Annotated in this window: 23 protein-coding genes; 5 read left to right on the forward strand and 18 right to left on the reverse strand. The window is 54.8% G+C overall.

Going from position 1 to position 25,472, the window contains the following annotated elements; genetic code table 11:
* Positions 1-47 precede the first annotated feature (47 nt).
* Positions 48-1,088 carry a PEP-CTERM sorting domain-containing protein gene (locus tag H6973_06300; GenBank protein ID MCP5125247.1) on the reverse strand — a complete coding sequence of 347 codons (1,041 nt, stop codon included), beginning with the start codon at positions 1,086-1,088 and terminating at the stop codon, positions 48-50.
* Between the two features lie 748 nt (positions 1,089-1,836).
* Complete coding sequence (locus H6973_06305; protein ID MCP5125248.1) at positions 1,837-4,962, reverse strand: efflux RND transporter permease subunit; 3,126 nt, start codon at positions 4,960-4,962, stop codon at positions 1,837-1,839.
* A gap of 463 nt (positions 4,963-5,425) precedes the next feature.
* Between H6973_06305 and H6973_06310 the strand changes: the two genes are divergently transcribed.
* A complete protein-coding gene (locus H6973_06310; protein MCP5125249.1) occupies positions 5,426-6,130 on the forward strand; it encodes a hypothetical protein in 705 nt (234 codons plus the stop codon).
* 387 nt (positions 6,131-6,517) lie between these two features.
* Positions 6,518-7,942, forward strand: a complete 1,425-nt coding sequence (locus H6973_06315; protein ID MCP5125250.1) for a diguanylate cyclase — start codon at positions 6,518-6,520, stop codon at positions 7,940-7,942.
* A 175-nt stretch (positions 7,943-8,117) separates the two neighbouring features.
* Here the strand turns inward: H6973_06315 and larC are convergent, their stop codons facing one another.
* The 3 genes from larC to H6973_06330 all read right to left on the reverse strand — a co-directional run bounded on the left by larC (position 8,118) and on the right by H6973_06330 (position 11,280).
* Positions 8,118-9,296, reverse strand: coding sequence for a nickel pincer cofactor biosynthesis protein LarC (gene larC / locus H6973_06320; protein ID MCP5125251.1), 1,179 nt, complete (start codon positions 9,294-9,296; stop codon positions 8,118-8,120).
* Positions 9,293-10,690 carry a cell envelope integrity protein CreD gene (gene creD / locus H6973_06325; protein MCP5125252.1) on the reverse strand — a complete coding sequence of 466 codons (1,398 nt, stop codon included), beginning with the start codon at positions 10,688-10,690 and terminating at the stop codon, positions 9,293-9,295. The genes larC and creD overlap by 4 nt, the downstream gene beginning before the upstream one ends.
* A 146-nt stretch (positions 10,691-10,836) precedes the next feature.
* Positions 10,837-11,280 carry a c-type cytochrome gene (locus H6973_06330; protein MCP5125253.1) on the reverse strand — a complete coding sequence of 148 codons (444 nt, stop codon included), beginning with the start codon at positions 11,278-11,280 and terminating at the stop codon, positions 10,837-10,839.
* A gap of 207 nt (positions 11,281-11,487) precedes the next feature.
* Here H6973_06330 and H6973_06335 point away from each other — a divergent pair, with 207 nt between their 5' ends.
* Positions 11,488-12,159, forward strand: a complete 672-nt coding sequence (locus H6973_06335; protein ID MCP5125254.1) for a Crp/Fnr family transcriptional regulator — start codon at positions 11,488-11,490, stop codon at positions 12,157-12,159.
* A 60-nt stretch (positions 12,160-12,219) separates the two neighbouring features.
* Here the strand turns inward: H6973_06335 and H6973_06340 are convergent, their stop codons facing one another.
* From H6973_06340 to H6973_06360, 5 genes are all read right to left on the reverse strand, one after another.
* The gene (locus H6973_06340; GenBank protein ID MCP5125255.1) at positions 12,220-12,510 is read right to left on the reverse strand and encodes a YggU family protein; all 291 of its coding nucleotides are present in this window, start codon (positions 12,508-12,510) and stop codon (positions 12,220-12,222) included.
* A 4-nt stretch (positions 12,511-12,514) separates the two neighbouring features.
* Positions 12,515-13,012: a YggT family protein gene (locus H6973_06345; protein ID MCP5125256.1), complete on the reverse strand. Its 498-nt coding sequence runs from the start codon at positions 13,010-13,012 to the stop codon at positions 12,515-12,517.
* A gap of 53 nt (positions 13,013-13,065) precedes the next feature.
* Positions 13,066-13,971: a pyrroline-5-carboxylate reductase gene (locus tag H6973_06350; GenBank protein MCP5125257.1), complete on the reverse strand. Its 906-nt coding sequence runs from the start codon at positions 13,969-13,971 to the stop codon at positions 13,066-13,068.
* Between the two features lie 137 nt (positions 13,972-14,108).
* Positions 14,109-14,513: a hypothetical protein gene (locus H6973_06355; GenBank protein ID MCP5125258.1), complete on the reverse strand. Its 405-nt coding sequence runs from the start codon at positions 14,511-14,513 to the stop codon at positions 14,109-14,111.
* Between the two features lie 93 nt (positions 14,514-14,606).
* The gene (locus H6973_06360) at positions 14,607-15,296 is read right to left on the reverse strand and encodes a YggS family pyridoxal phosphate-dependent enzyme (GenBank protein ID MCP5125259.1); all 690 of its coding nucleotides are present in this window, start codon (positions 15,294-15,296) and stop codon (positions 14,607-14,609) included.
* Positions 15,297-15,424: 128 nt separating this feature from the next.
* Here H6973_06360 and H6973_06365 point away from each other — a divergent pair, with 128 nt between their 5' ends.
* Both H6973_06365 and H6973_06370 read left to right on the forward strand, forming a co-directional pair.
* On the forward strand, positions 15,425-16,471 hold the full coding sequence (locus H6973_06365) for a type IV pilus twitching motility protein PilT (protein MCP5125260.1): 1,047 nt from the start codon (positions 15,425-15,427) through the stop codon (positions 16,469-16,471).
* A 72-nt stretch (positions 16,472-16,543) separates the two neighbouring features.
* Positions 16,544-17,101 (forward strand): Uma2 family endonuclease, encoded by a 558-nt coding sequence (locus H6973_06370; protein ID MCP5125261.1) that lies wholly within the window; start codon positions 16,544-16,546, stop codon positions 17,099-17,101.
* A 5-nt stretch (positions 17,102-17,106) separates the two neighbouring features.
* Here H6973_06370 and H6973_06375 read toward each other — a convergent pair whose 3' ends face one another.
* From H6973_06375 to H6973_06410, 8 genes are all read right to left on the reverse strand, one after another.
* Entirely contained in the window at positions 17,107-18,381 is a 1,275-nt protein-coding gene (locus H6973_06375; protein MCP5125262.1) for a dihydroorotase, read from the reverse strand.
* Positions 18,381-19,361 carry an aspartate carbamoyltransferase catalytic subunit gene (locus H6973_06380; GenBank protein ID MCP5125263.1) on the reverse strand — a complete coding sequence of 327 codons (981 nt, stop codon included), beginning with the start codon at positions 19,359-19,361 and terminating at the stop codon, positions 18,381-18,383. The genes H6973_06375 and H6973_06380 overlap by 1 nt, the downstream gene beginning before the upstream one ends.
* Positions 19,358-19,858, reverse strand: coding sequence for a bifunctional pyr operon transcriptional regulator/uracil phosphoribosyltransferase PyrR (gene pyrR / locus H6973_06385; protein ID MCP5125264.1), 501 nt, complete (start codon positions 19,856-19,858; stop codon positions 19,358-19,360). The genes H6973_06380 and pyrR overlap by 4 nt, the downstream gene beginning before the upstream one ends.
* Entirely contained in the window at positions 19,837-20,307 is a 471-nt protein-coding gene (gene ruvX / locus H6973_06390) for a Holliday junction resolvase RuvX (GenBank protein MCP5125265.1), read from the reverse strand. The genes pyrR and ruvX overlap by 22 nt, the downstream gene beginning before the upstream one ends.
* A complete protein-coding gene (locus tag H6973_06395; protein MCP5125266.1) occupies positions 20,300-20,863 on the reverse strand; it encodes a YqgE/AlgH family protein in 564 nt (187 codons plus the stop codon). The genes ruvX and H6973_06395 overlap by 8 nt, the downstream gene beginning before the upstream one ends.
* Positions 20,864-20,902: 39 nt before the next feature.
* Entirely contained in the window at positions 20,903-21,484 is a 582-nt protein-coding gene (gene ssb / locus H6973_06400; protein MCP5125267.1) for a single-stranded DNA-binding protein, read from the reverse strand.
* 81 nt (positions 21,485-21,565) lie between these two features.
* Positions 21,566-22,963, reverse strand: a complete 1,398-nt coding sequence (locus tag H6973_06405) for an MFS transporter (protein ID MCP5125268.1) — start codon at positions 22,961-22,963, stop codon at positions 21,566-21,568.
* A gap of 97 nt (positions 22,964-23,060) precedes the next feature.
* Positions 23,061-25,466, reverse strand: a complete 2,406-nt coding sequence (locus tag H6973_06410; protein ID MCP5125269.1) for a sulfotransferase — start codon at positions 25,464-25,466, stop codon at positions 23,061-23,063.
* Positions 25,467-25,472 lie beyond the last annotated feature (6 nt).

Genomic DNA, 25,472 nt, shown 5'->3' on the forward strand with positions numbered 1-25,472 from the left:
ACTGCCTTTCCCCCATCTTTGGCTCACTTGCTAAAAAGGGTTTAGAGTCACACGCGCTTGTTGCGGCGCTTGGCGGCTCCAATGCCGAGTAAACCTATCCCCAGAAGAGCCAGCGTAGCGGGTTCTGGTACTGATTCTATTTGCACTACACTCACGGACGAAGTGCCCGCCAAAGTAAGCGAGTAGGTTCCTGCACCAAGGCTACCGAGCGTTATGCTGAAGTTTGATAAACCATTGTCGTTACCACTCCGGATATCGCTGATGCCATCGCTTCCCGGAACAGAGGGAAGACCGACTGTGTTATTGAGGCTCTCATCGTCATCGTTCTCAGTACATGTGGCGCCAACACAACTGCTGAACCCACCCGCTAACCCATCAGGGTTCCATCTTACGTTAACGCCTGCGTTGGTGCTGCTAAGTCCGAAACTAAGACCTGTATTTGCTTGGGCAAGCGCAATGAGCGGGGTGGGTACGGTGTCATCCGACACGTAAAGAGATGGATTAGCCTGAAATGACAGTGTTAACGAAGCAGGTCCTACCGTCGTGAATACGAAATTCAAAGTAGTGTTTGATTGGACATTCGTGGAAGACTGTGCGGTACCTGTCCCCGCAATTTCAGCTTCGCTGATCTGAACCGTGCTGGTTGGAACACCGTTCACCAACTGAGCAGTTTGAATCTCGGAATCCGAGTTTGCATAGGTTTGAGCTACGCCCGGTCCGAAAAAATCCCAATTGTTTGCTGCACCATCAACACGTGACGGCGCACCACCTGGAGCATTGGCCGCATGAGCCGCTAGGGGAGGGGTGCCAGGAGTTGTGCTGCATGTAGTAACGGAAGTCGTGACGGAACCAAAGCAACTTGTACTGATTCCAGCGGTAGTATCGGACACGCCATTTAGAGTGGCCGTGTTGTCAAGATTAAAGCTGTAAGACGAAACTGCCGGCGCGTTAACACCCGTTATAACGATCGTAAGATCGCTGATCTCAAGTTTCGACCCTGCGTATACGCTAGCAGCTGCTTGCCCTGCTGCTCCCATCGCAAACACGCCTGCTATTGCTGCCGCTAAGGCGGTTTTTTTCAGGTTCATGAGGTTAATCTCCTAAGTTAGGACTGATAGGCTGTAAGTTAGTCCATCCGTTTTCTAAAGCTGGATGAGTCGCGATTTATATAAGCAAAGGTTAGGCCAAAAAAAAAATTATATTAAAATATATAGTTATGTTTCAATCAAATCAGCTAACCCAAAAAAATGTAAAATTTTCCGACATTGAGCTGATGCAGACATCGTCAGATTTTAGGGGGGATTTTTGCTATGCCGCTTAATATTATTATAAAATATTAAAAATATTCAGTCAGTTAACTTGTTGCTATGCTGATCAAAAAACCATAGAACCAGCTTCCCCCAAGCGAAAACGATCTATTAATGGTGTAAAGTTTTCTGACGCGGCTAATCTGGTCAGCCACGAACGCATAAGAAGATATCTTGAAACCCTCGTAGGATGGGTTGTTGTAGCCATATCTTCCAAAGAGACTTTTTTCTATATTTTCAAAGAGAAATATATCGTGGTTGGCTGTTTGCCGATTTCGCGACGGGTTAGCCATGTCATTCTGGGTAAAAAAATGCCTTCTAACTGTGTAAAATTTTCCGACAGCAATGCCATTTTGCTACGAGCATTACTCGGGGTCGAACGTCATTCTACCCTTCGACTAACTGTAGAATGTCGTCGAACGCTGTTATCGCCGGATATTGGCATAACGCACTTAACCCTCTTCCAATTCACAACTGATTGACCGGGGCAAAGTTCGTTGCACGCCTTCCAATACGGCGGTGATGCCGGTTAGGATGATGGTGGACGGATCCCAAACCAAATGACATACAACGCTGGCAGCGCTAAACGATCAAGAACGGTCGCAATCAGCAACCCACCTATGATAGCCGCCGCCATAGGCGCCCAGAAGGTACTCTGGGTTAAGGGAATCAAAGCCAGAATCGCCGTCAACGCGGTCAACATAATGGGCCGGAATCGACGCACCGTCGAACTGATCACTGCCTGCCAAGGCGGCAGCCCTGCCGCCTGATCCTGGTCAATCTGATCCAGCAGAATCACCGCGTTGCGCATGATGATCCCCGACAGCGCAATCATCCCTAGCATAGCTACAAAGCCAAACGGCAATTGCGTAATCAACAAAAATAGCGTAACGCCAATGATGCCTAGCGGCGCCGTAAGCATCACAATCAGTGTCCGCTGGAAGCTCCGCAGTTGGAGCATCAGCAGGGTCAGGATGACCGCCATCATCAGTGGCGCGACTGCAAAGATCGACCCTTGCGATTTGACGCTAGCTTCCTGGGCGCCGCCAATCTCGATGCGATAGCCATCGGGCAACCGGGCGCGCAATGGGCCTAGCATATGGTCAATCTGCAAGGTCACATCCGGCGCCTGTACTCCATCAACAATCCCGGCTAGTACGGTGATCGTCGGAAAACGGTCGCGTCGCCAAACAATCCCTTCTTCAAAGGCACGTTCAATATAAGCAATCTGCCCTAAGGGAACGAAGCGATGATTTTCAGTATAAATATAAAGATCCTTCAGATCACTCAAGTTGCTACGCTCCTCCCTGAGCGCGCGCAACACGATATCAATGACCTTGTCGCCTTCCCGGTACTGTGTGACCGATAAACCACTGACGAGGGCGCTGAGATTGCGCGAGAGATTCTGAATATTGAGACCCAGCGCGCGCGCCTTGTCCGGATCGATGCGCAATCGCACAACCTGAATCCGCTCTTTCCAGTCCGTGTTGATATCCCGTGTGTAGGGGTTGGCTCGCATGATCTCAATCAGTTCGTTGGCAATGGTTCGCAGCCGACGCGAATCGCGTCCCACAACTCGAAACTGCACCGGATAGCCGAGGGGTGGGCCATTTTCCAGCCGCGATACGCGAGCGTGCACCGTTGGAAAGCCCTGCTCAAACTCATGATTCAAGCGCTGCAGAACTGCCTCACGAGCATCCTCATCGCGACTCATGATGACAACCTGGGCATAATTGACGCTATCTTGCTGAATGCGCATCGAAAGATAGAAACGGGGAGAACCGCCGCCCACATAACTGACAAGATTTATAACATTTTCATCCCCTATGACCCGTGCTTCGAGTTGCCTGACTTGCTCTTCGGTTGCAGCGAACGAAGAGCCCTCTGGTAACCACATGTCTACTAACAACTCAGGGCGAGATGAGGAAGGAAAGAATTGCTTTGGCACGAAATGAAAGCCCAAGATGGCAGCGATAAAAGCCAAAAAAGTAAACACAAGTACCCTTCGATGGTGGAGCAAACACCATTCCACCAAACGCAATAACCCATCGTTGATCACCTCTTCCCAACGGATTACCCCGTCGCGGTAGCGTTGTACCCACTTTCCGAACCCGCCGCTACCTGAGAAAAAGGATTGAGGAAGTATCATCCCGTTGCCAGCAGGCTTTTCCTGCCTATTTAAAAATGTGTAAGCCAAATAGGGCGTGAAGACTACAGCAACGATCCATGACGATATCAAGGCGATGCTAACCACCGCGAAAATGGAAAAGGTGTATTCGCCCGCATTAGACTGGGCCAACCCAATGGGCAGGAAACCGGCTACCGTTACCAGTGTGCCGGTCAGCATCGGAAAAGCGGTGCTGGTATATGCAAAGGTGGTGGCCTTGGTCCGATCCCAACCTTGCTCCATTTTGCGATCGATCATTTCCAGGACAATGATGGCGTCGTCCACCAGCAAACCCAGGGCGATAATCAACGCGCCTAGCGAAATGCGATGCAGGTCAATGCCGAACAACTTCATACCCAGGAAAGTCATGGCTAGCACCAGTGGAATGCATAAAGTTACGACCACGCCAGCGCGCCAACCCAGGCTGAAGAATGTCACTCCTAGCACAATTACCAGTGCTTCAAGAAAAGTCTTCATGAATTCATTAATCGCCGCTTTCACGACGCGCGGCTGATCAGCCACTTGGTGAATGTCGATACCAATCGGTAGTTCAGCTTGTAGCTGATGTATGGCCTGGCGCAAGTCCGCACCCAATTTCAAGATGTTGCCGCCCTTGGTCATGGAAACCGCCAAACCAATGGCTTCCTGACCCATGTAGCGCATCTTGAAGATTGGGGGGTCTTGATAACCTCGCCGGATTTCTGCAATATCGCTCAGACGGAAAATCCGATCATTGACGCGAATACCGGTAGCGCGGATGCTGTCCAGGGAGGCAAAGTTACCGTCCACTCGCAGCGGTATCTGGATCTGCGAAGTCGCTATTGTACCGGCGGATTCCACCGAATTTTGCGTTGTCAATGTGGAAAAAATCAGCAGGGGATCGATTCCGATTGCGGCCAACTTCTTATCAGAGCCTTCAATATAGATTTTTTCCTGTTGAGCGCCGATCACGTCCACTTTACTAATGTCATTCAGCCCTAATAGTTTCTGACGTGCATAATCTACATATTCTTTGAGTTCCGCGTAGCTGAAACCATCTGCAGTAAAAGCGTAGATCGAGCCGAAAGTGTCACCAAATTCATCATTGAAAAACGGTCCTTGCACTCCGACAGGAAGTTTGTGCCGTATGTCGGCGACTTTTTTGCGAACTTCGTACCAGATGTCTGGCACTTCATCGGGAGGTACAGATTCCTTGAGTAAGATAATTAGGACCGCTTCTCCAGGTTTGGCATAGCTGCTGATAAAGTCCAGCCAAGGAGTTTCTTGCAGTTTTTTTTCAAGTGGATCAATAATCTGCTGCTCAGTCTCCAGACTTGTAGCACCTGGCCAGTAGGCTTGGATTACCATCCCTTTCATAGTAAATTCAGGATCCTCCATTTGCCCGAGGGTGAAATAGGCATAGAAACCGCTCAACAGCAACAAACCGATCAGATAACGAATGAACGGTTGATGGTCGAGCGCCCACGCTGAAAGATTTGGGCCAGTCATAAAGGGTTATCCAGGAAAACAGGCAATACCAGGATGGCAAGAGCGACAATTATCATTAGCAAATTTATGGCTTGATGCAGATATATAGAAGCTGATGGATCAATGGGCAATTGTAAAACCCTATTTCGAAGTATAGTGTAGTTAAAGGGATTCTCGACCGCCGGTTTCCTGCTCGCTTGGGCGATGTTCGCCGCCGCCGTACTCGACATGATGGAAAATTACGCGCTGTGGCGGCTCCTGCTCGGTTCAACGAACGCTCACTAGCCCGCGCTGGCAAACCTTTGCGCAACCCTGAAGTTCGGCATCGTCCTAGCTGGAGTCGGGTACATCATCATTAGCCTGCTGACCCTGATTGGGCGTGTGCATTGATAGAAATTATTTTAAAAACATCATCTTTTAGAGAAGAAGGCAGTACGCTGTTGTTCGTCAAAACCGATCTTAATTCTCAGAGGAGTACAACAAAGTGACCGTAGCCGAACGAGTTGATCATCTGGATGAAGCGCTGAGCGCATTCATCACCAGTGTTGGTATCGAATTTAACAAACTGTACAACTCGCAAATGCGCACCGAAGCCGAGTTGCGGGCATTCAAAGAAGATACCCAGGCTTTTAAAGATGAAATGCGCGAATTCAAAGATGAAATGCAGGCTTTTAAAGATGAAATGCAGGCTTTTAAAGATGAGATGCGCGCTTTCAAAGAAGAGGGCCGTCAGCAAAACCGTGAGATGAACCGGCGCTGGGGCGAACTCGCCAACAAGCTTGGCACACTGGTTGAGGATCTGGTCGCTCCCAGTCTGCCGCGTATTGTACAAGAAATGCTTGGACAGGAGGTCATGGATCTGTCCGTGCGGCGCAAGCGCAAGCGGGCCGATGGCCGGCAACAGGAATACGACGCCCTCGCTGTTACCCTGGAAACCGTTTGTCTGGCCAGCGTTAAGAGCACCCTGCGCAGCGCCGACATCGACCATCTCCTGAATGAAGAACTGCCCGCGTTTCGCACCTTCTTCCCTGAATACCAAGCCCTGCCCCTGGTGGGCCTGATCGCCAGCCTGGCCGTGGACGACAGCGTCCTGCGCCATGCCGAGCGCCAGGGCTTGATCGTACTGGCCATTGGCGATCAGATCATGGAAGTGAAAAACACCCCCGGCTTCGTCCCGCGCCGCTATTAAACGCTTTTGTTTACTGGGCGCGGCCATCATTCTCAGATTAACAAAACATAGCCATGAGCACCCTCGTTACCCTTGACGACATCTGGGCCTTGTTTCGTGAAACTGACCGCAAGTTCCAGGACACTCGCGAAGAAACCCCTCATAGCGCGATAGCGCGATTGCCTTGGCGGTTCATCCGTTTTTCGGGCTAAACCTAACGGGAATTGGTATAATATCTGCTTGACAGAAATCGCAACAGAACTATCCCAAAAATCCCTATCAGCTACGCACAGGTGCAAGCTGTACCCTTACAAACCTGAAACCCAAGCGCAGCTCGCGAGGTTTTTGGAAGAATATAGGTAAAGACCAAAAACTAACGTAGCAGTCGACAACCGCGGAGGGTTTAAAGTGGCTGAAGACGACTCACAGAAAATAGCAACATCTTTCCTAACAGGATCAAACCAAGCGAGTATCATTTTTATTCTCTTACTATTCGGTTTAAGCCTAGCTACAATCATTAGCTTGCTGGTATTAGTATCTTTTAAAATGGATAATTTGGCACAGAAAGATTTATACAATCGTGTCGAAATAGCTCTGAGTGTTGAGACCCGTCATCTACAGGATCTCATCCAGGAATATTCCTACTGGGATGAAGGTCACCAGAACTTAATTGTGCAACCAGACTACAAATGGGCTGACGAAAACATTGGTAGCTACTTAACTGACAACTATGGTGTGGATTTTTCAGGGGCAATCCTGAAGAATGGATCTCCTACCATTGGGTTTATTAATGGAGTCAAGGCGCCTCTACCAATTTCATTATGGATGGAGAATGGCTTAGGTCAAATCATTACAGAAGCTCGCAACAACTTATCTGGGCGATGGATTAGCAGCCATTACCTTGATATTGAAGGCGCCATTTATTTAGTCAGTGTCGGTCTGTTCCGTGACGAAAGCAGTGAAATGCCCAAGGGCGATGATTCTTTTTTATTAATTGCCCAGCTTTTGGACGACGCCTTCATACAGCAGTTATCTGATACTTATCAACTCAATAGTTTGCATAAACTAGAAGCAGGCGCCAAACGGGTAGATGCCGATATGTATCTACTCAATCCCATGGAAAAGCCGATTGTAGCACTCGCTTGGACCAAGCCAACGCCAGGCGAACATTACCTCAGACAGATTTTTTTACCGATAATCTCAGTTTTCATAGTGATGGCCACACTTACTTGGTCTATGCTGGTGCATGAGAGGAAAAGACAGGACAAATATATAAAACATCTCTACTTACTTGCTAGTAAGGATTATCTAACAGGTATCAGCAACCGAAGAGAATTTTTTTCTATCGCTAATCGGGAAATGGCGCGTGCAAAGCGCGCCGGCACTACATTATCGTTGATCATATTCGATATTGATTACTTTAAGCAGATTAACGACAAACTAGGTCACCACAACGGCGATGCAGTACTATCTGAGTTGGCTCGACGAATTAGCGAAAACCTACGCGATTTCGATGTTTTTGCCCGAATTGGTGGAGAGGAGTTTGTCGTATTGCTACCGGAAACGGGATGCCATACCGCGATGGAGATAGCTGAAAGATTACGACAGTTGATCCATGATAGCGATTTTTTCTCCTTCGACAATCATGAAACCATTAAATGTACAATCAGTTCTGGTGTTGCTGTCTGGAAGAACCAAGAGAGTATCGATGCTCTACTAAACCGTGCTGATGATGCGCTTTATGCCGCCAAGCGCTTAGGTCGCAACCGTACTCAGAGCGCCGAGATTTACTGCCCTACAGAGTATGCAGTTACGCCCGCATGTGGCGGATAAACTCCTACTTAGCTCTGGCAGTGAGTACGAAAGGCGGGTGAGTTACGCATTCCAGCAAACCCCGTTCGGAGAGGACGCCGCTTCACGGGTTACGATAATCGATCGTCACACCTTTGAATTCCATCCGCAAGATCGGATCGACGAGTTCCTGAAATGAGCGTGCGCCAAACTTCTGTCAAGTCGCTAGGCCGCTATTCAGAGCGCCCTGCGTTGCCGCATAAATCTCATGAATCGGTACGCCATGTTCCAGTGCCAGCCGCTTGCAGTCCTCATATTCCGGTTTACGGCGCAGCGTCCGGCCTTGATGGCAGGCCATCTTAACCCTGACTTCGCCATAAGGGGTCGTTACCTGCACGATCTCTCGAACCAACTCAGCGCGCTTGACTGGATAATGACGCACGCCCAGCGTTGTGGTTTCGATCAGCAGCAATTCTGCAAGATGCGGCGTCTTTTCCATCGCGCAAAGGACACTCAACAACGCACCGGGCCGGTTTTTCTTCATTTGCACCGGCGTCAGCCAGGCATCCAGAGCGCCTATCGTGAACAGCCGCTCCAGCAGATAGTCATACCACTCCGGGTTCATGTCGTCGATATTGCACTCCAGAACATGCAATTCCTCCTCCGCGCGCTCCGGCGCCGCTTGTTCGCCCAGGCAAGCCCGCAGCACATTAGGAATGGGGCCATCGCGATGACCGATGCCATAACCGATGCGCTGCACGGAAAACGCCGGTCGCTCCACAAACGCATCAACAAACGTGGTTAGCAATGCAGCGCCGGTCGGCGTGGTCGCCTCAAACGGAACGGCTCCCAGCCGCACGGGGACATCTTTGAGCAACTCCAGCGTGGCCGGGGCTGGCACAGGCAATACGCCATGTTCGCAATGCGCCACGCCACTGCCCAGTTCAACCGGCGAACACAGCACCCGATCCACTTTCAGCCAGTCCAGCGCGATAGCCCCACCCACAATATCCACGATCGCATCCAGCGCCCCCACTTCGTGAAAATGAATGCGATCCAGAGTGGTGTCATGAATACGTGCCTCGGCCTCCGCCAAGCGCCCGAATACGCCCATTGCCTGCGCCTGAATCGCGTCGGGCAAGGCGCTGCGACCGATCAGCGCCTCGATCTGACGCAAGTTGCGAGGTTCTGGCTGATGAGAATCAGCGATGACATGCACCTGAGTACCGCTAATCCCTTTGCGGTTGGCGCGGCGAATTTGCACCTGGTAACCCTCCAGGTTCAGCTTGGCCAGTTCCTGTCGCCAGGCATGGTGATCCACACCCAAATCCAGCAAGGCCGCCAAGTGCATGTCGCCGCTGATGCCGGCGAAACAGTCATAATAAAGGATCTTCATGGAGCAGGCATTAACTCTTCAGGGGAAGCCGGTCTACCGTTTACACTCTGATCAACTCGGTGCTGTAAACCATCGCTCAGTTGATACCAGTCCACTTTGCGGGTCAACACCATCGCCAGCGCCAGGAAGCCAAATAGGGTCAGCGACCCGGCCAGCAAGGCATAATCTTCGAGACTGATCAATACATACAGAATGCCGAATACGCCGCCGAGCAACGCGCCAAAACTCAGCCCCCAGCCGATGCCGCCCAGGACGTAAACCAGATAATAACTGACCAGGGCGACGCAGGCGGCGGTCGCAACCCCATACGCCAGCGCAAAACCCAGGTGTTCGGACAAGGACAGCAACAGCAGATAGAACAACACCAGCGCCGCGCCGGTCAACCCGTATTGCAAGGGATGGATCGCCAGTCGCTTGAGCACCTCGAACAGGAAGAAGGCGGTAAAGCTGAGACCGATAAACAGCAGACTGTACTTGAGTGCGCGGTCGCTTTGCACATAGCTGTCGGCGGGTTCGATGAAGCGCACCCCGATCAGCCCCTGCAGCAGACCCTGGTTACCGCGCAGATAAGTATTAATCTGGTGATCCATGTTGGCGGCCAGCCGGGTCGTGGCCCAGGTAGCGGTGAAGCCTTCCGGCGTAACCTGGCGGGTTTCCGGCAGAAATTGACCGAAAAAGCTGGGATGCGGCCAGCCGCCCTGCATAGCGATATGGGTCGCATCGCCGACCGGCGCGACACTGAAGGACTGGGTGCCGCGCAAATCGAGCGAAAAGGCGAACTCCGTCGTCCAGGGCTGTTGCGGGTCAACGCTCGGCAGGCGCGCCTGAATGCCGTTGGCCATGCGCTCTTCGCCCGTACCCGGCAAAAACTCCAGGCGCTGTTCCGCCCAGTGCAACGCTGGCGCGCGGAGGATGCCGCGTGGATCGCTGACGCCCACGATCAGGCGCGGTTCGCCATAGGTAATGCGCTCGTTTTCCCCAGGCTGGAGGGGCGCGCCCTCGGCGATAAAGCGGCCCTTGAAGGCGAGAGTGGCGCTGAACACCACCGCCTGGTAAAGCCCACGGCGAACTGTTTCCGTATTCAGTCGGGTCTGAATATCCAATTCGGCAGGCAGCAACAGTAATCGATCCGAACTACGCTTTTCCACTTCGATCATTTTCCCTTCCTCCTTATCAGCCGGTTTCAGGGTCTTGATGATGCGGGTATAGGGAACCACCAACACCGGTCCCACCAACACCTGACCGCGGGCGGTGGACGCGGCGATCTCAGCGACAACCCCGTCTCGCCGCGCCATGCGTTCGCTGACCAGGAAACTGATTTGCGCCAAGCCAATGGCTAGAACCAGCGTCACCAGAAAAATCAGAGCAATTTTGACAAACAGGCCATATTTCATGGCAAGACTCCTCATTATGTGGAATGGATAGCGAGAAGCCTATTCCTGTTGTTTGGGGCGATGATGTGCGGAAGATGGGGATTCGGTGGAAATTGCGTGAGGAACTGAACAGGACTCCCAGAATCCTCCGAAGGCTGTCGGAACCGTTAATCCTTAAGCGTCGCCAGAAATTCGATGATCGCCGTCCGTTCCTCAGCGTTCGGTAGACCCGTGATGGTTTTACTGGTTCCTGGCAGGAATCGGTCCGGTTTGGCCAAATACTGATCCAGCTCTTGTTTCGTCCAGACCCCGCCCGCTTTGGCCAGCGCCTGGGAATAACCATAACCGTTGGCTCGGGCTTTTGGCGCACCGACAATATTCCAAAGATTGGGGCCGACGCGCGGGAAACCGTCCTTCTCCAGGCTGTGGCAAACGACGCATTGTCTGGCAGGGCCGTTCCAGCCCGTGGGTTGCGCGGCATAACGCTCCTGCGTCTTCGCCGAGGCGCTCCAGAATGTCCCAGCTTCGGGAACAATCGTCCAGAACAAACTCCCTGTGCCCAGCAGGCTTATCGCGAGGGTCAGGCTCAGTGGTCGTAAATGTTTTGACATGATGTATTCCTCTTTACATTGTTCATGAACTATAGTTTATAAATCTTAAAACTTGGGTTTAATCCAGCTATCGTTGCTGAGAGTTTCTTTGCCAACGAGGTCAGAGAACTCAATAACGCGCATGATAAAAAAATAGAGCGGAAGGAGGAGTGGAGGATGGTCGAGCGACGTCAAGCAATGCCGGGCGCTAACTGTCTTGAGTGCCCAATGCGTCAACGCAATGAATGGCGCGTCCTGGCCAAAGAGGACGTCAAACTCCTTGCCCAGGCTCGCAAAAGTCGTCGGTACCGTGCGGGGGAAGCGATTTTTACAGCAGGAGAACCCAGTTACGGCATCTACTGCATTGTCTCCGGCGCGACAGCCATGCGTCGGATCGATGCCGAAGGCAACACCGTACTTATTCAAATCAGCTATCCCGGCGACACTTTGGGCTACCGGGGATTGCTGCTGGGAGAAAGACGCCGCTTCAACGCTGAGGCGCTCGGCCCGAGTCGGGTTTGCTTTATCGATCAGCAGGTTGTCAAAACTTTAATGGACCGCAATCCCGCGCTGGGGCTGCAATTCCTGCGACGCATCAACACGGATCTGGACGATGCGCACAACAAACTGGTGCAAAACGCTACCCTGTCTAATCGAGACAAATTCGTCCATCTCCTGGCTAACCTGATGGACCGTCACGGCCATGCGGCGCCGGATGGCAGTCGTGTTATTAATTTGCCGATCTCAAGGCGCGACATGGCGTCGATGATTGGCGCCCGGCACGAAACGCTGTCACGGATCATTAGCCGGTTGGAGGAAGATGGCGTAGCGCGGTTTTCCGGACGTACGGTCTGCGTCAGCCGACCGCATTCGCTGATGCAAGAGATTCGTCCATCGTAAGAAGCGGTCTCGACGACTATCGTTGAAGCGATGAACGGTTACAATAGCACTGAAAAACGGTCAATCGGATTTAATCCCCGGTGGAAACCGTCTTGGCGCGACGATTCGCCAACGCTTGTCTCGCCCGGTTTCGCCAGCGAGCAGCGTTATCCGACTCTTTGCCACGCCGAACAAGTCCGCAAGGAACGCGCGTAGATGCGCATTCGCCTGGCCATCCACAGGTGGAGCCGTGATGCGGACATGAAAACGATCCTCGCGCAAGCCCAGCCACTCATCGCGATGGGCGCGTGGTTGCGCCCGCACACGCAGGATCAGGTCCGCACCCTTCCAGACATAACCCGTTTCGGTCATGACGTCAGCGCGTCACTCCCCACAAACTGACGAAATCCTGCAGCAGCAAGCTCACGAAAATCAACGCAATGACCACCAGCATTGGCGCCAAATCCACTCCGGAAATTGGCGGCAGCAGGCGCTGAGCCGGACGCAACAACGGCGCGGTCAACTGGGTCAACACGCGCGCTGCCGGATGGTAGGGATCGGGATTGAACCAGCTCAGCACCGCCTGGATAATGACGCCCCAAAGATAAATGTTGATCAATAGCTTGAACAGTTCCAGAACGGTTAGCAGCAACAGACCGCCGATCCCGACCGGCTGAATGGACAAGGCGTTGAGCAGCACGATCTCGATGAGTTGCAACAGGGACGCCAACACTATCGCCGCAAGATCCAATCCCCGGTAACCGGGCACGATTCGGCGCAGCGGCAACAAAGGGGGGTTCGTGATGCGCACCAGGAATTGCACCAGGGGATTGTAGAAATCGGCGCGCACGCATTGCAGCAGAAAGCGCAGCATCACCGCCAGGATGTAGAAACCGAACAAGGTCTGAATCAGAAAAGCGACGGCAGTCACGGCTGCCCTCCCAATAGGTTTCCCAGTTCCTGAGAGCGGTGATGGGCGGCGTCCAGCGCTTTGCTCACCAGTTCATCCAATTGTTCGGTGAGCAGCGATGGCGTTTCCATGATGGCCAGCGATGCGGCCAGTGATCGGGCGATCAATTGGTCAAGTTGTTCATCCTGAAATACGCTGATCGCTCGTTCGGTAGTGCCGCCGGGCGAAGTGACTCGCTCGCGCAGAATGGCGGCGTTCTCCGGGCTTTCCAACGCCATTTTGGCGGCGCCGAACGCGGTTTGCACGGTCAGCAGGCGTGCGGTTTCCGGCGCCAGCCCGAGGCGGGTCCCGGTTTTTTCCAGCGCTTCCATGAGCAGGAAAAAGTAAGCGGGGCCACTACCGGACAAGGCGGTGACTGCGTCCAGCATCCGCTCGCTGTCCACCCAGACCGTCAGCCCGACCGAGCGCATAATTGATTCGGCGATTTGTCGCTGCTCGTCATTCACCCAGGCGTTGGCAAACAATGCGGTCGCGCCGCTGCCCACCAGTGCTGGCGTATTCGGCATGGTGCGAACGATGGCGGCGTCATAGCCCAGCCAGCGCCGCAAATCCGGTTCGCGCACACCGGCAGCGATGGAAATCACCAGGGGTTGGCGCTGCTGTACGCTCTCGGCCAGCTCCTCGGCGACCAGTCGCAAAATCTGAGGTTTGACCGCCAGGATGATCACCTGGCCTTTGGCCGCGATCTGACAGTTGTCAGCGCTGGTATGAACGCCAAAACGTCCGCGCAGCAGTTCGCGCTGGCCCGCGTCCGGTTCAGCGACCCAGATATGATCGGCATCGCCGCTGTTGATCAGCAGACCGCTAATCAGGCAGCGCGCCATATTGCCGCCGCCGATGAATGCCAAGGGGATGTTTTTCATCGCCACCTCTGTACTAAGCAATCCTGAATCAGTCATGGATATGAATTGGGTTTGCATACAACGCATAACCCAACGAGATTAAATTGTGCGTTATAACCTGTAGCCTCACCCAGCGGATCAAGCTATTCTGATTTGTTTCAAGGTTTGGCGCTCAGCAGTTGAATCACTTGTTCGCTGATACTCGCAAGCCGATTATCTTTCTGGTAGAACACATACACGGCTTGTCTGCGCGTTGCATCGAACTGCTGGTAAAGCGCATAAGTGCCCGGCAAGGTTTCGCGCAGCGCTTGTTCAAACTCTGTTTGATCCAGGCTGGGCGCCAATCGGTCTGCATAGATCTCCCCTGGCTTGGTCACAGGCGTTGCGGGTAGACTGGATGAGGTCTGATCAATGGTTAATGTGGCGGCCTGGCGTTTCGCTTCTTCTTCGATTTCACGCAGGTAGCCATCATTTGCGCCAAGCAGGAGAGGGATAGCCAACAACAACAGACTGGCCCACCCAGGATGAGCAATATCTTCTGAAAGAGGATTGAGTAACGACATGTTGGTGGGTTTCTCAGAATGCACAACGGCCTTGGGTGGTTGCCCGGCTGAATTGAAAAGCAAACCTTAGTAGCATACTGCAAAGCGACATTATCAGGCGCGTGGTCCGAATAGGGCGGCGCCAACTCGCACCAGAGTCGCGCCTTCGGCAATCGCAGCTTCCAAATCATCGGACATGCCCATGGACAGGGTATCCAGCGCCAGTCCGTCGTCGGCATTCAAACGGTCCCGCAGTTCTCGCAACCGGGCGAACGGTTGGCGCTGGCGGTCAAAATCGCTAGCGGGGGCGGGAATCGCCATCAAACCGCGTAATCGTAATCGCGGCAGCGCGGCGATCGTCCGGGCAGCCTCGGCAACCGCGCTCGGGTCCAGACCGTGTTTGCTGGGTTCCTGATCAAGATTGACTTCCAGGCAAATGTTCAGCGGCGGCAGCTCGTCTGGCCGCTGTGCATTCAAGCGCTCGGCGATTTTCAGCCGGTCTACGCTGTGGACCCAGGCGAAGTGCTCGGCGATGCCCCGGGTTTTGTTGGTCTGAATCGGCCCGATAAAATGCCATTCCAAATCCAGCGCCTTCAGTCCGGCCATTTTATCCAGCGCTTCCTGAAGGTAGTTTTCCCCAAAACGACGTTGACCGATAGCGGCCAGGGCGGCGATCGCGGTAGCCGGCTGGGTCTTGCTGGCCGCTAACAACTGTACCGAATCCACCGGCCGCTGGAAGCGCCGTTCGGCGTCGCGGATCCGGGTCAGCACGGTTTGCTGGCGCGTGGCGAAATCAATACTCATGGTCAATGCTCCTGATCGATGGCGGTGCAGCGATCATGGTTTTGCACGATATACTATTGGAAAGCCAGCTTAGCAGAACTGCCCGCTATCGGGTGCTTTCTCTTTCTTCCCTTGCTAGAGCAACCGCTATGAATCTCGACGAACTATTGACTTTTTCCGTACAGAATAATGCTTCGGATCTGCATTTGTCGGCGGGTTTACCGCCAATGATCCGGGTGGATGGCGATGTGCGCCGCATCAATGTTCCTCCGCTGGATCACAAACAGGTGCATGGACTGATCTATGACATCATGAACGACAAGCAGCGTAAGGACTACGACGAATTTCTCGAATGCGACTTCTCGTTTGAAATCCCTAAATTGGCCCGGTTCCGCGTCAACGCCTTCAATCAGGATCGCGGCGCGGCGGGCGTGTTTCGCACCATTCCCACGGTCATCAAAAGCCTCGAAGAACTGGGTTGCCCACCGGTATTTCGGGATCTCATCGCCGTCCCGCGCGGTTTGATTCTAGTCACCGGTCCCACCGGTTCGGGCAAGTCGACCACTTTGGCGGCGATGATTAATCACATTAATCAAAATGAATACGGCCATATATTGACTATTGAAGATCCCATTGAATTCGTCCATCAAAGCCAGCGTTGCCTGGTGAACCAACGCGAAGTTCATCGTGACACCCTGGGCTTTAGCGAGGCGTTACGCTCGGCGTTGCGTGAAGACCCGGACATCATTCTGGTTGGCGAAATGCGCGACCGGGAAACCATCAGTCTGGCGCTGACTGCTTCCGAGACCGGACACCTGGTGTTTGGCACCTTGCACACCAGTTCCGCGCCCAAGACCATCGATCGTATTATCGACGTGTTCCCCGCCGGTGAAAAGCCGATGGTGCGCTCGATGCTGTCGGAATCACTACGGGCGGTAATTTCCCAGGCGCTGCTTAAGAAAAAAGGCGGTGGACGGATGGCCGTGCATGAAATCATGGTCGGCGTTCCCGCTATCCGCAACCTAATTCGCGAGGATAAGGTGGCGCAAATGTACTCATCGATTCAAACCGGCGCTGCTTTTGGCATGCAGACGCTTGATCAGGGGTTGCTGGAATTGGTTAAGAAAGGCACGGTGACCCGTGAAGAAGCGATAACCTATGCCCAGAACAAGGCGTCGTTCAAGCAGCAGATGTGACGAATTCAGGGGATAGGGAGATAGAGTTATTAACCATGTTTCCCTGTCCCGCTCTTCACGAGGAGGCTAATGATGGCTGAAGTTCTGGCGCCGATCCATCGATGGACCCGGCAACAATACGACGACATGGTGCTACACGACATTCTTCGACCGGAAGAGCGGGTGGAATTGATTGAGGGAGTGATCTTTGATATGTCGCCGCAAAAAAGTTTTCATGCAACCGCCATCTCTTTGATAGAAGAAATACTAAGAAGCGTTTTCAGGAGCGGCTATATCGTTCGCACTCAGATGCCCTTAGCGCTTGATGAACACTCCGAACCAGAGCCGGATGTCGCGGTGGTTCCTGGCCAGGCGCGGGATTACACTCATGCCCATCCGACAAAGGCGGCGCTGGTCGTCGAAGTGGCCGACACGACATTACGGTTGGATCGTAAAATCAAGCAGGCCGTCTATGCTCGCAACGACATTGCCGAATACTGGATCGTTAATCTTCAGGACCACTGCCTGGAGGTCTACCGGAATCCTCAGGGAGAACAGTACCAATCCCAAACGGTTCTGCAACGAGGAGAAACCCTAGCGCCGCTGACCCGACCTGATTATCGGATTGCCGTGACTGATTTGTTGCCGTAGCGTATTCAGCTCTCGTCATAAACCACGCGCCCCTCCAGCAAGGTATGGGTGACTCGACCTTGCAATTCCCAACCGAGGAATGGCGTGTTCCGGCCTCGGCTGTGGAGAACGTCCAATTCCACCGTCCTGTCGATCTCGGGATCAAACACGCAGACATCGGCCAGCGCCCCTACGCCCAGATGACCGCAGTCCAGCCCCAGAATCCGCGCCGGTCCCCAGGTCAACCGTTCAATGAGCGCCGGCAGGGATAACACCCCATCCCGGACCAGCCGCAGGCTCAGCCCTAACAAAGTATCCAGCCCGGAAATACCCGGTTCGGTGTCACCAAATGGTGCTTGTTTCGCATCCGGTTCATGCGGCTGGTGGTCCGAGCAGATCGCGGTCAATACCCCACTGACTAGACCTGCACGCAATGCTTCAAGGTCACGCCGCCCGCGCAACGGCGGGCGAACATGGCAACGGCTGTCGAAGCGCGCCAGGTCCATTTCGGTCAAATGCAGGTGGTGAACCGCGACATCGGCGGTGACCGGCAGACCTTCCGCCTGGGCGCGAGCGATCAGCTCAACCGACCGACCGCTGGACAGTCGGCCAAAGTGCGCCCGCACCCCCGAATCATGAATCAGCTCCAAATCACGGGCGATCATCCCGGTTTCCGCCGCAACCGGGATGCCGGGCAGACCCATCCGGGTTGCGACCGGCCCCTCATGCGCCAGTCCGTTCCCCAATTCAACGTCGAGCGGGGTCAAAAATACCGTCAGATCGAATGTCGCCGCATACTCCAGCGCCCGGCGCAACACCCGGCTGTTAGCGACTGGACGTCCGCCATCGCTGACGCCGACGCAACCGGCTTCCCGCAACGCCGCCATTTCCGCCAGACGCTCGCCGAGCAGACGGTAGGTTAAAGCGCCCATCGCTAATACACGAGCGTGACCAGCGAATTTGGCGCGGCGGCGAATCCATTCCACCACTGCTGGTTCGTCGACCACTGGTTCGGTGTCGGGTGGACAGACCAGGGTCGTAATGCCGCCTGCCGCCGCCGCCCAGGTTTCACTGGCAATGGTGGCTTTCTGTTCCTGGCCGGGTTCCCGCAGGCGGGCGCACAGATCGATCAGTCCGGGACAAACGATGCAGTTGCGAGCATCGATAACCCGTTCCGGGATGAAGCTCGCGGGCGGCTCGCCAAGGCTGGCAATCCGGCCATCGGCGATGTACAGGTCAGTCACTTTGTCGATCTGGTGCGCCGGGTCAATCACCCGGCCGCCTTGAATCACCGTGCGCATCAGGCGTCCTCTCCGCTCGCTTGGGCGTGATGACCGAGTGTGATGGACATGATCGCCATGCGCACTGCAATACCATTGGTCACCTGCTCCAGAATCACTGAATGCGGTCCGTCGGCCACGCGGGAGTCGATTTCCACACCGCGATTGATCGGGCCAGGATGCATGACAATGGCGTCCGGTTTGGCCAGCGCCAGCCGCTCCTCGGTCAGCCCGTATTGCTGGAAAAATTCTTGTTCGCTGGGCAGCAGCGCGCCTTCCATACGCTCCCGTTGCAGGCGCAGCATCACGACAACATCCACATCGCGCAGACCTTCCGGCAAGCGGTAAAAGACCTGTACGCCCAGATCCTCCACGCGGGTCGGCAGCAGAGTCCGGGGCGCAATGACGCGGATTTCGCCCGCGCCCAGAATGCTCAGGGCATGAATCAACGAGCGCGCCACCCGCGAGTGCAGAATGTCGCCGACAATGGCGATGCGCAGGTTGGGAAAATCCGGTTTGTGGCGGCGAATGGTGAACACATCGAGCATGGCCTGCGTCGGGTGGGCGTGGCGACCGTCGCCGGCGTTGAGAACCGCGATATGCGGCTTGACATGGCGGGCCATGAATTCCGCCGCGCCGCTCTGGGAATGGCGCATGACGAACATGTCGCATTGCATAGCTTCAATATTGCGCAAGGTATCCAGCAGGCTTTCGCCTTTGACCGCCGATGAGGTAGCGATGTTGAGATTGAGTACATCGGCGGACAACCGCTTGGCGGCCAGTTCAAAGGTGGTGCGGGTGCGAGTGCTGGCCTCGAAGAACAGATTGACCACGGTTTTGCCGTGCAGCGTGGGCAATTTCTTGACCCGACGCTCGGCGACGCCGCGCAATGACTCCGCGGTATCGAGAATGTCGGTGAGATGGCGGTGGGTCAGTCCCTCGATGGTCAGAAAATGCAGGAGGCGACCCTGGGCGTCCAGTTGAATCGGCGTGGCGCTCATGGCTTGGCGGTTTGAATGATCAGTTGCAGGGGATCGGGACCGGTCAATTGAATGTGCTGGTCTGATGAAAGGGTCAGATGGGCGCCGACCACGTTGGCTTCGATGGGCAATTCCCTCCCGCCCCGATCCACCAGCACCGCCAGCAACACCGAAGCGGGGCGGCCATAATCGAATAATTCATTCAACGCGGCGCGCACCGTGCGCCCGGTGTACAGCACGTCGTCGATCAGAATGAGATGACGGCCATCGACGTCGAAAGGCAGTTCCGAGGGCCGAACCTGCGGGTTGACGCCGATCCGGCTGAAGTCGTCACGGTAGAAGGAGATGTCCAGCCGGCCCAGGGGGGCGGCGACGCCCAACCGTTCATGCAGCCGCTCCGCCACCCAGACACCGCCGGTATGGATGCCCACCAGGGCCGGTTCGGCCACCCCGCGCCGAGCGAGCAATTCCCGCAACTGGCCGGTCATCGCTTCAATCAGGAACTCGGCATCACGCATGGGGCAAGGCTCCGTCGGTGGTTGAACCAGCTTTCCAGAATCACTGCCGCTGCCTGGGCGTCCAGGGCGCTTGCATTTGCCCGGCGGCGGCCTGGCTTGGAAGAACGCTGCCCAGCTTCCCAGGAGGAAAGCCGTTCGTCGATCGTAGCGACCGGCAAATGAAACCGCCCTTGTAACTGGCGGCTGAAACGCAAGGCGGCTTCGGTGATGACATTCGCTGTTTCATCGGCATGGCGCGGCGCCCCGACCACCAGCAGATCCGGGCGCCATTCGGCGATCAATCGGGCGATGGCGTCCCAGTCGGGACGTTGCTGGCGGGTGGGCAGGATACACAGGGGGCGGGCTGAACCGGTAATGGCGTCGCCTACAGCGACCCCGATCCGTAACCGGCCAAAATCGAAACCCAGCGCCAGCGGTCCAGGCGTCGAAACGGCGGAGTTTTCAGGCATGACCCGCATCAGAGGATAGTAGCGTCAGGTCGATGCCCAGTAGCGCGGCGGCGGACAGCCAGCGCTGTTCACTGGGAGTTTGGAAGATAATATCGGGGTTGGCGGCCACCGACAACCAGGCGTTTTCCACGATTTCCCGCTCCAATTGACCCGGCCCCCAGCCAGCATAGCCCAGGGCGACCAGGAGTTGTTGCGGACCCTCGCCGCAGGCCACTGCTTGTAAAATATCGCGGGAAGTGGTGATGCCAATGTCGTCGGTAACCCGCAGCGTCGCCCCCCACTGACCGACCGGGCAGTGCAGAACAAAGCCCTGTTCCGGTTGCACTGGCCCGCCGTGATAGACCGGGATCGTCGCCAGTTCGGGGCTATCGGCAGCGAGTTGCAGATGTTCCAACAACTGGGCGAGCGTCAGGTTCAATGGCCGGTTGATCACCAGACCCAATGCTCCGTTCGCATTATGTTCACTGATATAAGTCACGGTCTGAAAGAAATTGGGATCGGCCAAGGTCGGCATGGCGATCAGGAACTGATGGGTCAGATAGGTCGGCTCGATCATGGACATGGTATCGACATTCGGTGGCCGCTCAATCGATCCTTACCAGGGTATCTCATGATCGGATTCACGGGCCAAGGCGCACATGGCGGCGTGGTCAGTTAACGGACGCGCATAATGGGCGTACGCAAAGGGGATATCGTCGTCGAACCCGTCGTTGTCCGGCCCCCCTTGCGGTGGAGATGAAGGCCGGGTCGCTGGTGCGGGTGTGGGTGATCGTGGTGCAGACGCATAATTATCTCCCGGACCTTCGGAGGCAAATGGGGCGCTGCCACCGGCATGATCGCCTTTTCTATCCAGCATCTTCATATCATTAACAACAATTTCCGTTGTGTAGCGATCCTGTCCGGTGTTCTTGTCCTGCCATTTGCGGGTTTGCAGACGACCTTCCACGAAAATCAAAGAACCTTTGCGTAGGTATTGGCCAGCGATTTCGGCCAGAGGACTAAAGAACACCAGATTATGCCATTCCGTGCGCTCCTGTTTTTCGCCGGTGTTCCGGTCTTTCCAGGTCTCGCTGGTCGCCATGCTCACATTGGTGACCGCCTTGCCGCTAGGCATATAACGCACTTCGGGGTCCTTACCCAAGTGACCAATCAGAATGGCTTTATTGATGCTGGCCATATTGTCTTACTCCTTAGAATAACTCTTGGATCGATTTTGGAATGAGCGGGAAATGGGTTTGAGTATGTCACGACTCACGGGTTACAAGCCAGGTTGGGCATTGGCCATCGTTAATTCCCGCAGCGCCGCCTCGTCCAGGATGCGCCGGTCTACTTTGAGGTAAGCCACACCCTCGGCGGCGATAACGACTGCTTCGGCTACGCCTGGCACCTGGCTTAAACGCGCCGCCAAATGCCGGGCTTCCACCTCGTCGCAAGCGCCGATATTGAGCAGGCGGTTGCTTAAATGACGCGGGTTGTCCATCGTCCAAGCTACCAACAACCAACTCAGCGCGCCGAGCGCAGCAAAGGCGAACACTCCTTGAAGTCCGAATCGTCCATGTAAAATACCGCCCAGCGCGCCGCCCGTAAAAGCGCCCAGAAACTGACTGCTGGAATAAATCCCCATCGCTGTACCCTTGGCGTCAGAAGGCGCCATTCTGGCGATTAATGAAGGAAGCGTCGCTTCCAGCAGGTTGAATGAGGTGAAAAACGCTATCAGCAGCAAGCCGATGTCCAGTACCGTGTCGCGCCAGGCCAACAACCCGAATTCGGTGAGCGCCAAGGTCAGGATCGCGCCTAGAAACACCGGTTTCAACCCGCGCTGCTTACCGGCGATGATGACAAACGGCGCCATCGCCACGATTGACAGAATCAACGCCGGCAGATAGACGCGCCAGTGCTGTTCGCTGGCCAGACCGGCATCGCGCAAGGCCAACGGGGTTGCCACAAAAGTGGCGGTCAGCAACAGGTGCAGGGTAAAGATGCCAAAGTCAAGTCGCAAGAGTTGCCCATCGCTGAGCACGCGCCCGAACTGGGAGGCGACCGGTTCGGCATCGCGGTGAATGCGGCTGACCACGGGATCAGGCACCCGAAACCGCACGATAGTGATGCCCAGCAACGCCAGCACACCGGTCAGCCAGAAAATGCCGGGTACGCCGATCCAGCCGTTTAGCGCCGGACCGAGCACCATCGAAACCGCAAAGGACAGGCCAATGGTGATGCCGATAAGCGCCATGACCTTGATCCGATGTTCCTCACGGGTCAGGTCCGCGACGAGCGCCATCGCCGCCGCCGATACGGCGCCGCCACCTTGCAAGGCGCGGCCCAGAATCACGCCCCAGATGGAGCCGGCCAGCGCCGCGACGACACTACCCAGGGCGAAGATCAGCAAACCAAGGTAAATGATACGCTTACGGCCATAGCGGTCGGACAGGAAACCGAAGGGAATTTGGAAAATCGCCTGGCTAAAGCCATAAACGCCAATGGCTAGACCCGCCAGCGCCGGCGTATTGCCTTGCAAATGTTCGGCATACAACGCAAACACCGGCAGGATCATGAACAGACCCAGCATCCGCAAGGAAAAGACTCCCGCCAGCCAAAACGCCGCGCGGCGTTCGCTGACGGTCATACGCTCGCCGGTTAAATCAGCCGCCTTCATTCTGCTTGAAGCCTCCACTCACTGTTCTGTTAAACCGTTCCAAGTTTCTACCAGTATGCCACTCTCCTCAAGCAGTTTAATCGGGTGGGATCAGTTTCTACCTCTTGTCGACGCCGGTTATAGCCCACCAGATTGCCGGATCATCCAGCTCGTCTGGTTGTCCTTGCTCAGCTTCGTCTGCCATGAAGGCATCCTGTGGCGGGTGGTGTTTCAGTGCCTCAACCTTCGCTGTCTTACCCGCTAAGGTGCAGACATGAATTAGGCTTTGGCGCCAGTGGCGATTCCAGGGGCAAACTTCCAGTCCTTTCTCCATCAGCGCAATGCCCTCCTGAAGGTGACCCTTGCGGGCATAGATCAGCCCTACCATGAAGTTGGCCGCCGCATGTTCGGGAAGATGGTGGAGGAGTTTTTTGAACTCATACTCCGCCTCGTCCAGTTTCCCCTCTTTGTAAAATGCAACCCCATCGGTGAACATGCCGGGTGTGGGCAGGGTCACCATGTCGTCAATCGGTTCCCAGGTGATTTTGGCGTTGGTTCCTTGAATAAGTGGAGCCAGATGGTTTCGGTAGCAACGCCATTTTTCTTTACTGGTTTGGTAGATAGGTTGTCGCACCTGCCAGACCGAAGCCGTTTTTACTGGACGGTCGAGGGTGTTAAAGGAGAGAACCTGTTCCTCCCATTCGACGCCGATATAGGCCAGCATCTTGCGCGCCGCCGCTTCGGTATTCTCAATCACGTCCTCGTAGCGAATCTCCAGGATTTCACCCGGAAAAAGTTGATGCCAGTGGTGCATGAAAAGGTTGTGATCGGCCAGTTGTTCACCAATCCAGGTAAGATGATAAGCAAAGCCCATTCCGCCGTGTTTGGCCTGGTAATCAGTGAAGTAATTAGAGAAGGCAATGTCGCGTGGATCCCGGCGCACCGAGATAATTTTAGCCTGGGGAAATAAATACTTGATCAGGCCAATATTCTCGAAGTTGTGCGGCAATTTGTCGACGATATGCCGGGCGGCGGGTTTATCGTTGGCGGCTAGTTCTTTGAGTTCAGTTAATATTCCTCTGGCGATTTTTTCGGTGACATAAGCGTTCAAGTCGTCCACGCAATCGGGGTAGCTACGACCGGAACCGACATGGCGTTCCCAGCGATTCAGCCCCTGAATAAGCGAGGGGATAATCCCTAACTCCCCGGCCCCAAAAATTTGACTATGGCCGGCGATGATCTGTTCGACGAGGGTGGTGCCGGATCGTGGCATACCGAGCACGAAGACCGGTAAGGATTCATCTTTGCCACGATACCCGCACGTTTTACGATGCTCGAATAAGGCTTTAGGGAAAGCATGGCGGATACGGGCGCAGCGTTGGCGGTGGATTTTAGGATCGTAGCGAGGAAACTGACGACTGGCTTCGTTCGCTTCGTGGGCCAAACTGATCGCCTTGTCATAGACTTTTTTCTTCTCCCAGGCACTGGCCAACTGAAACAGAAGACCGGAATGCACCCGGCCTTCAAGGCTCGGCTGACGCGCCAGTTTCTCCATTCGCTCAAGAATCGCTTCATCTTCCGGTATCTTGCGGGCATTGATGAGAAAGGTTGCTCCTTTGACTGGATCGATCACTTTGATGCGCTCAAAGAGCGTGATCGCCTCGTCGATCTTCCCTCGTTGCATCTGCTGTTGCCCCAATCCTTGCAGTGCGTTGAGAAGATAGGGGTTTTCCGCCAGGACATCGTGAAGGAGGGTCTCTGCCTCGTCATGGCGCCGGGATTCACTCTCGGCCAGAGCCAAAGCCGTTTTGGCATGCAGAGTGAGATGGCGTATCAGGGGTGCGGGGGTCAGTTCATTCTCCACCAACTCACCTACGAGTTGGTTGGCCTTTTCAGCGGCCTTATGCGCCTGTTCCGCGAGGGTGTGCAAGCAGGCTGTGGAGAGGCGTACCCAAAGTTCAATTTGTAGTGGGAGTGGCTCATTCCTTTGTTCTGCAAGTCGTATCGCACGGCGAAGCAGTTGGATGGCCTGCATCGGACGGCCCTGAATCTTGGCAAGCTCCACCCACTGGATGATGAGGTCGAAATTTTTCGGATAATGTTTCAACCCTTCGCGCAGGATGCTCTCCGCTTCAGTATGGCGATCCTTACCGGCAAGGAGAGTAGTATAGCCAATGAAATAGCTGACCCACTCTTCTTCCGGTATCTGTTTGCGCGTCTCTTCAAACCACGCCTCGATTTGGCTGGTTTGTTCACTGGCCAGCCAAATCTCCAACTGGAGTCCACGAAATTGGCGGGTACAGCGTTCTACGACCGGAGCCGGTAGCTGAGATGCCTGCTCCCGCAGGTGGGCTTGGGCGCTGTCAAGGATTTGCTGAGCTGCGTCAATCGCTCCGGTTTCAAGATGTGATCGAACCTGTTTACACCAATCCAGCAAGCGATGGGGTGCTATTGGGTTGGTGTGTTGGCATAGTTGCTCCTTTGCGCTATCCGATTCTCCGGTCCGAAACTTGTAAAAAACCATTCTCGC

This window comes from Gammaproteobacteria bacterium, assembly GCA_024235095.1.
In the GTDB taxonomy this organism is placed as follows: domain Bacteria; phylum Pseudomonadota; class Gammaproteobacteria; order Competibacterales; family Competibacteraceae; genus UBA2383.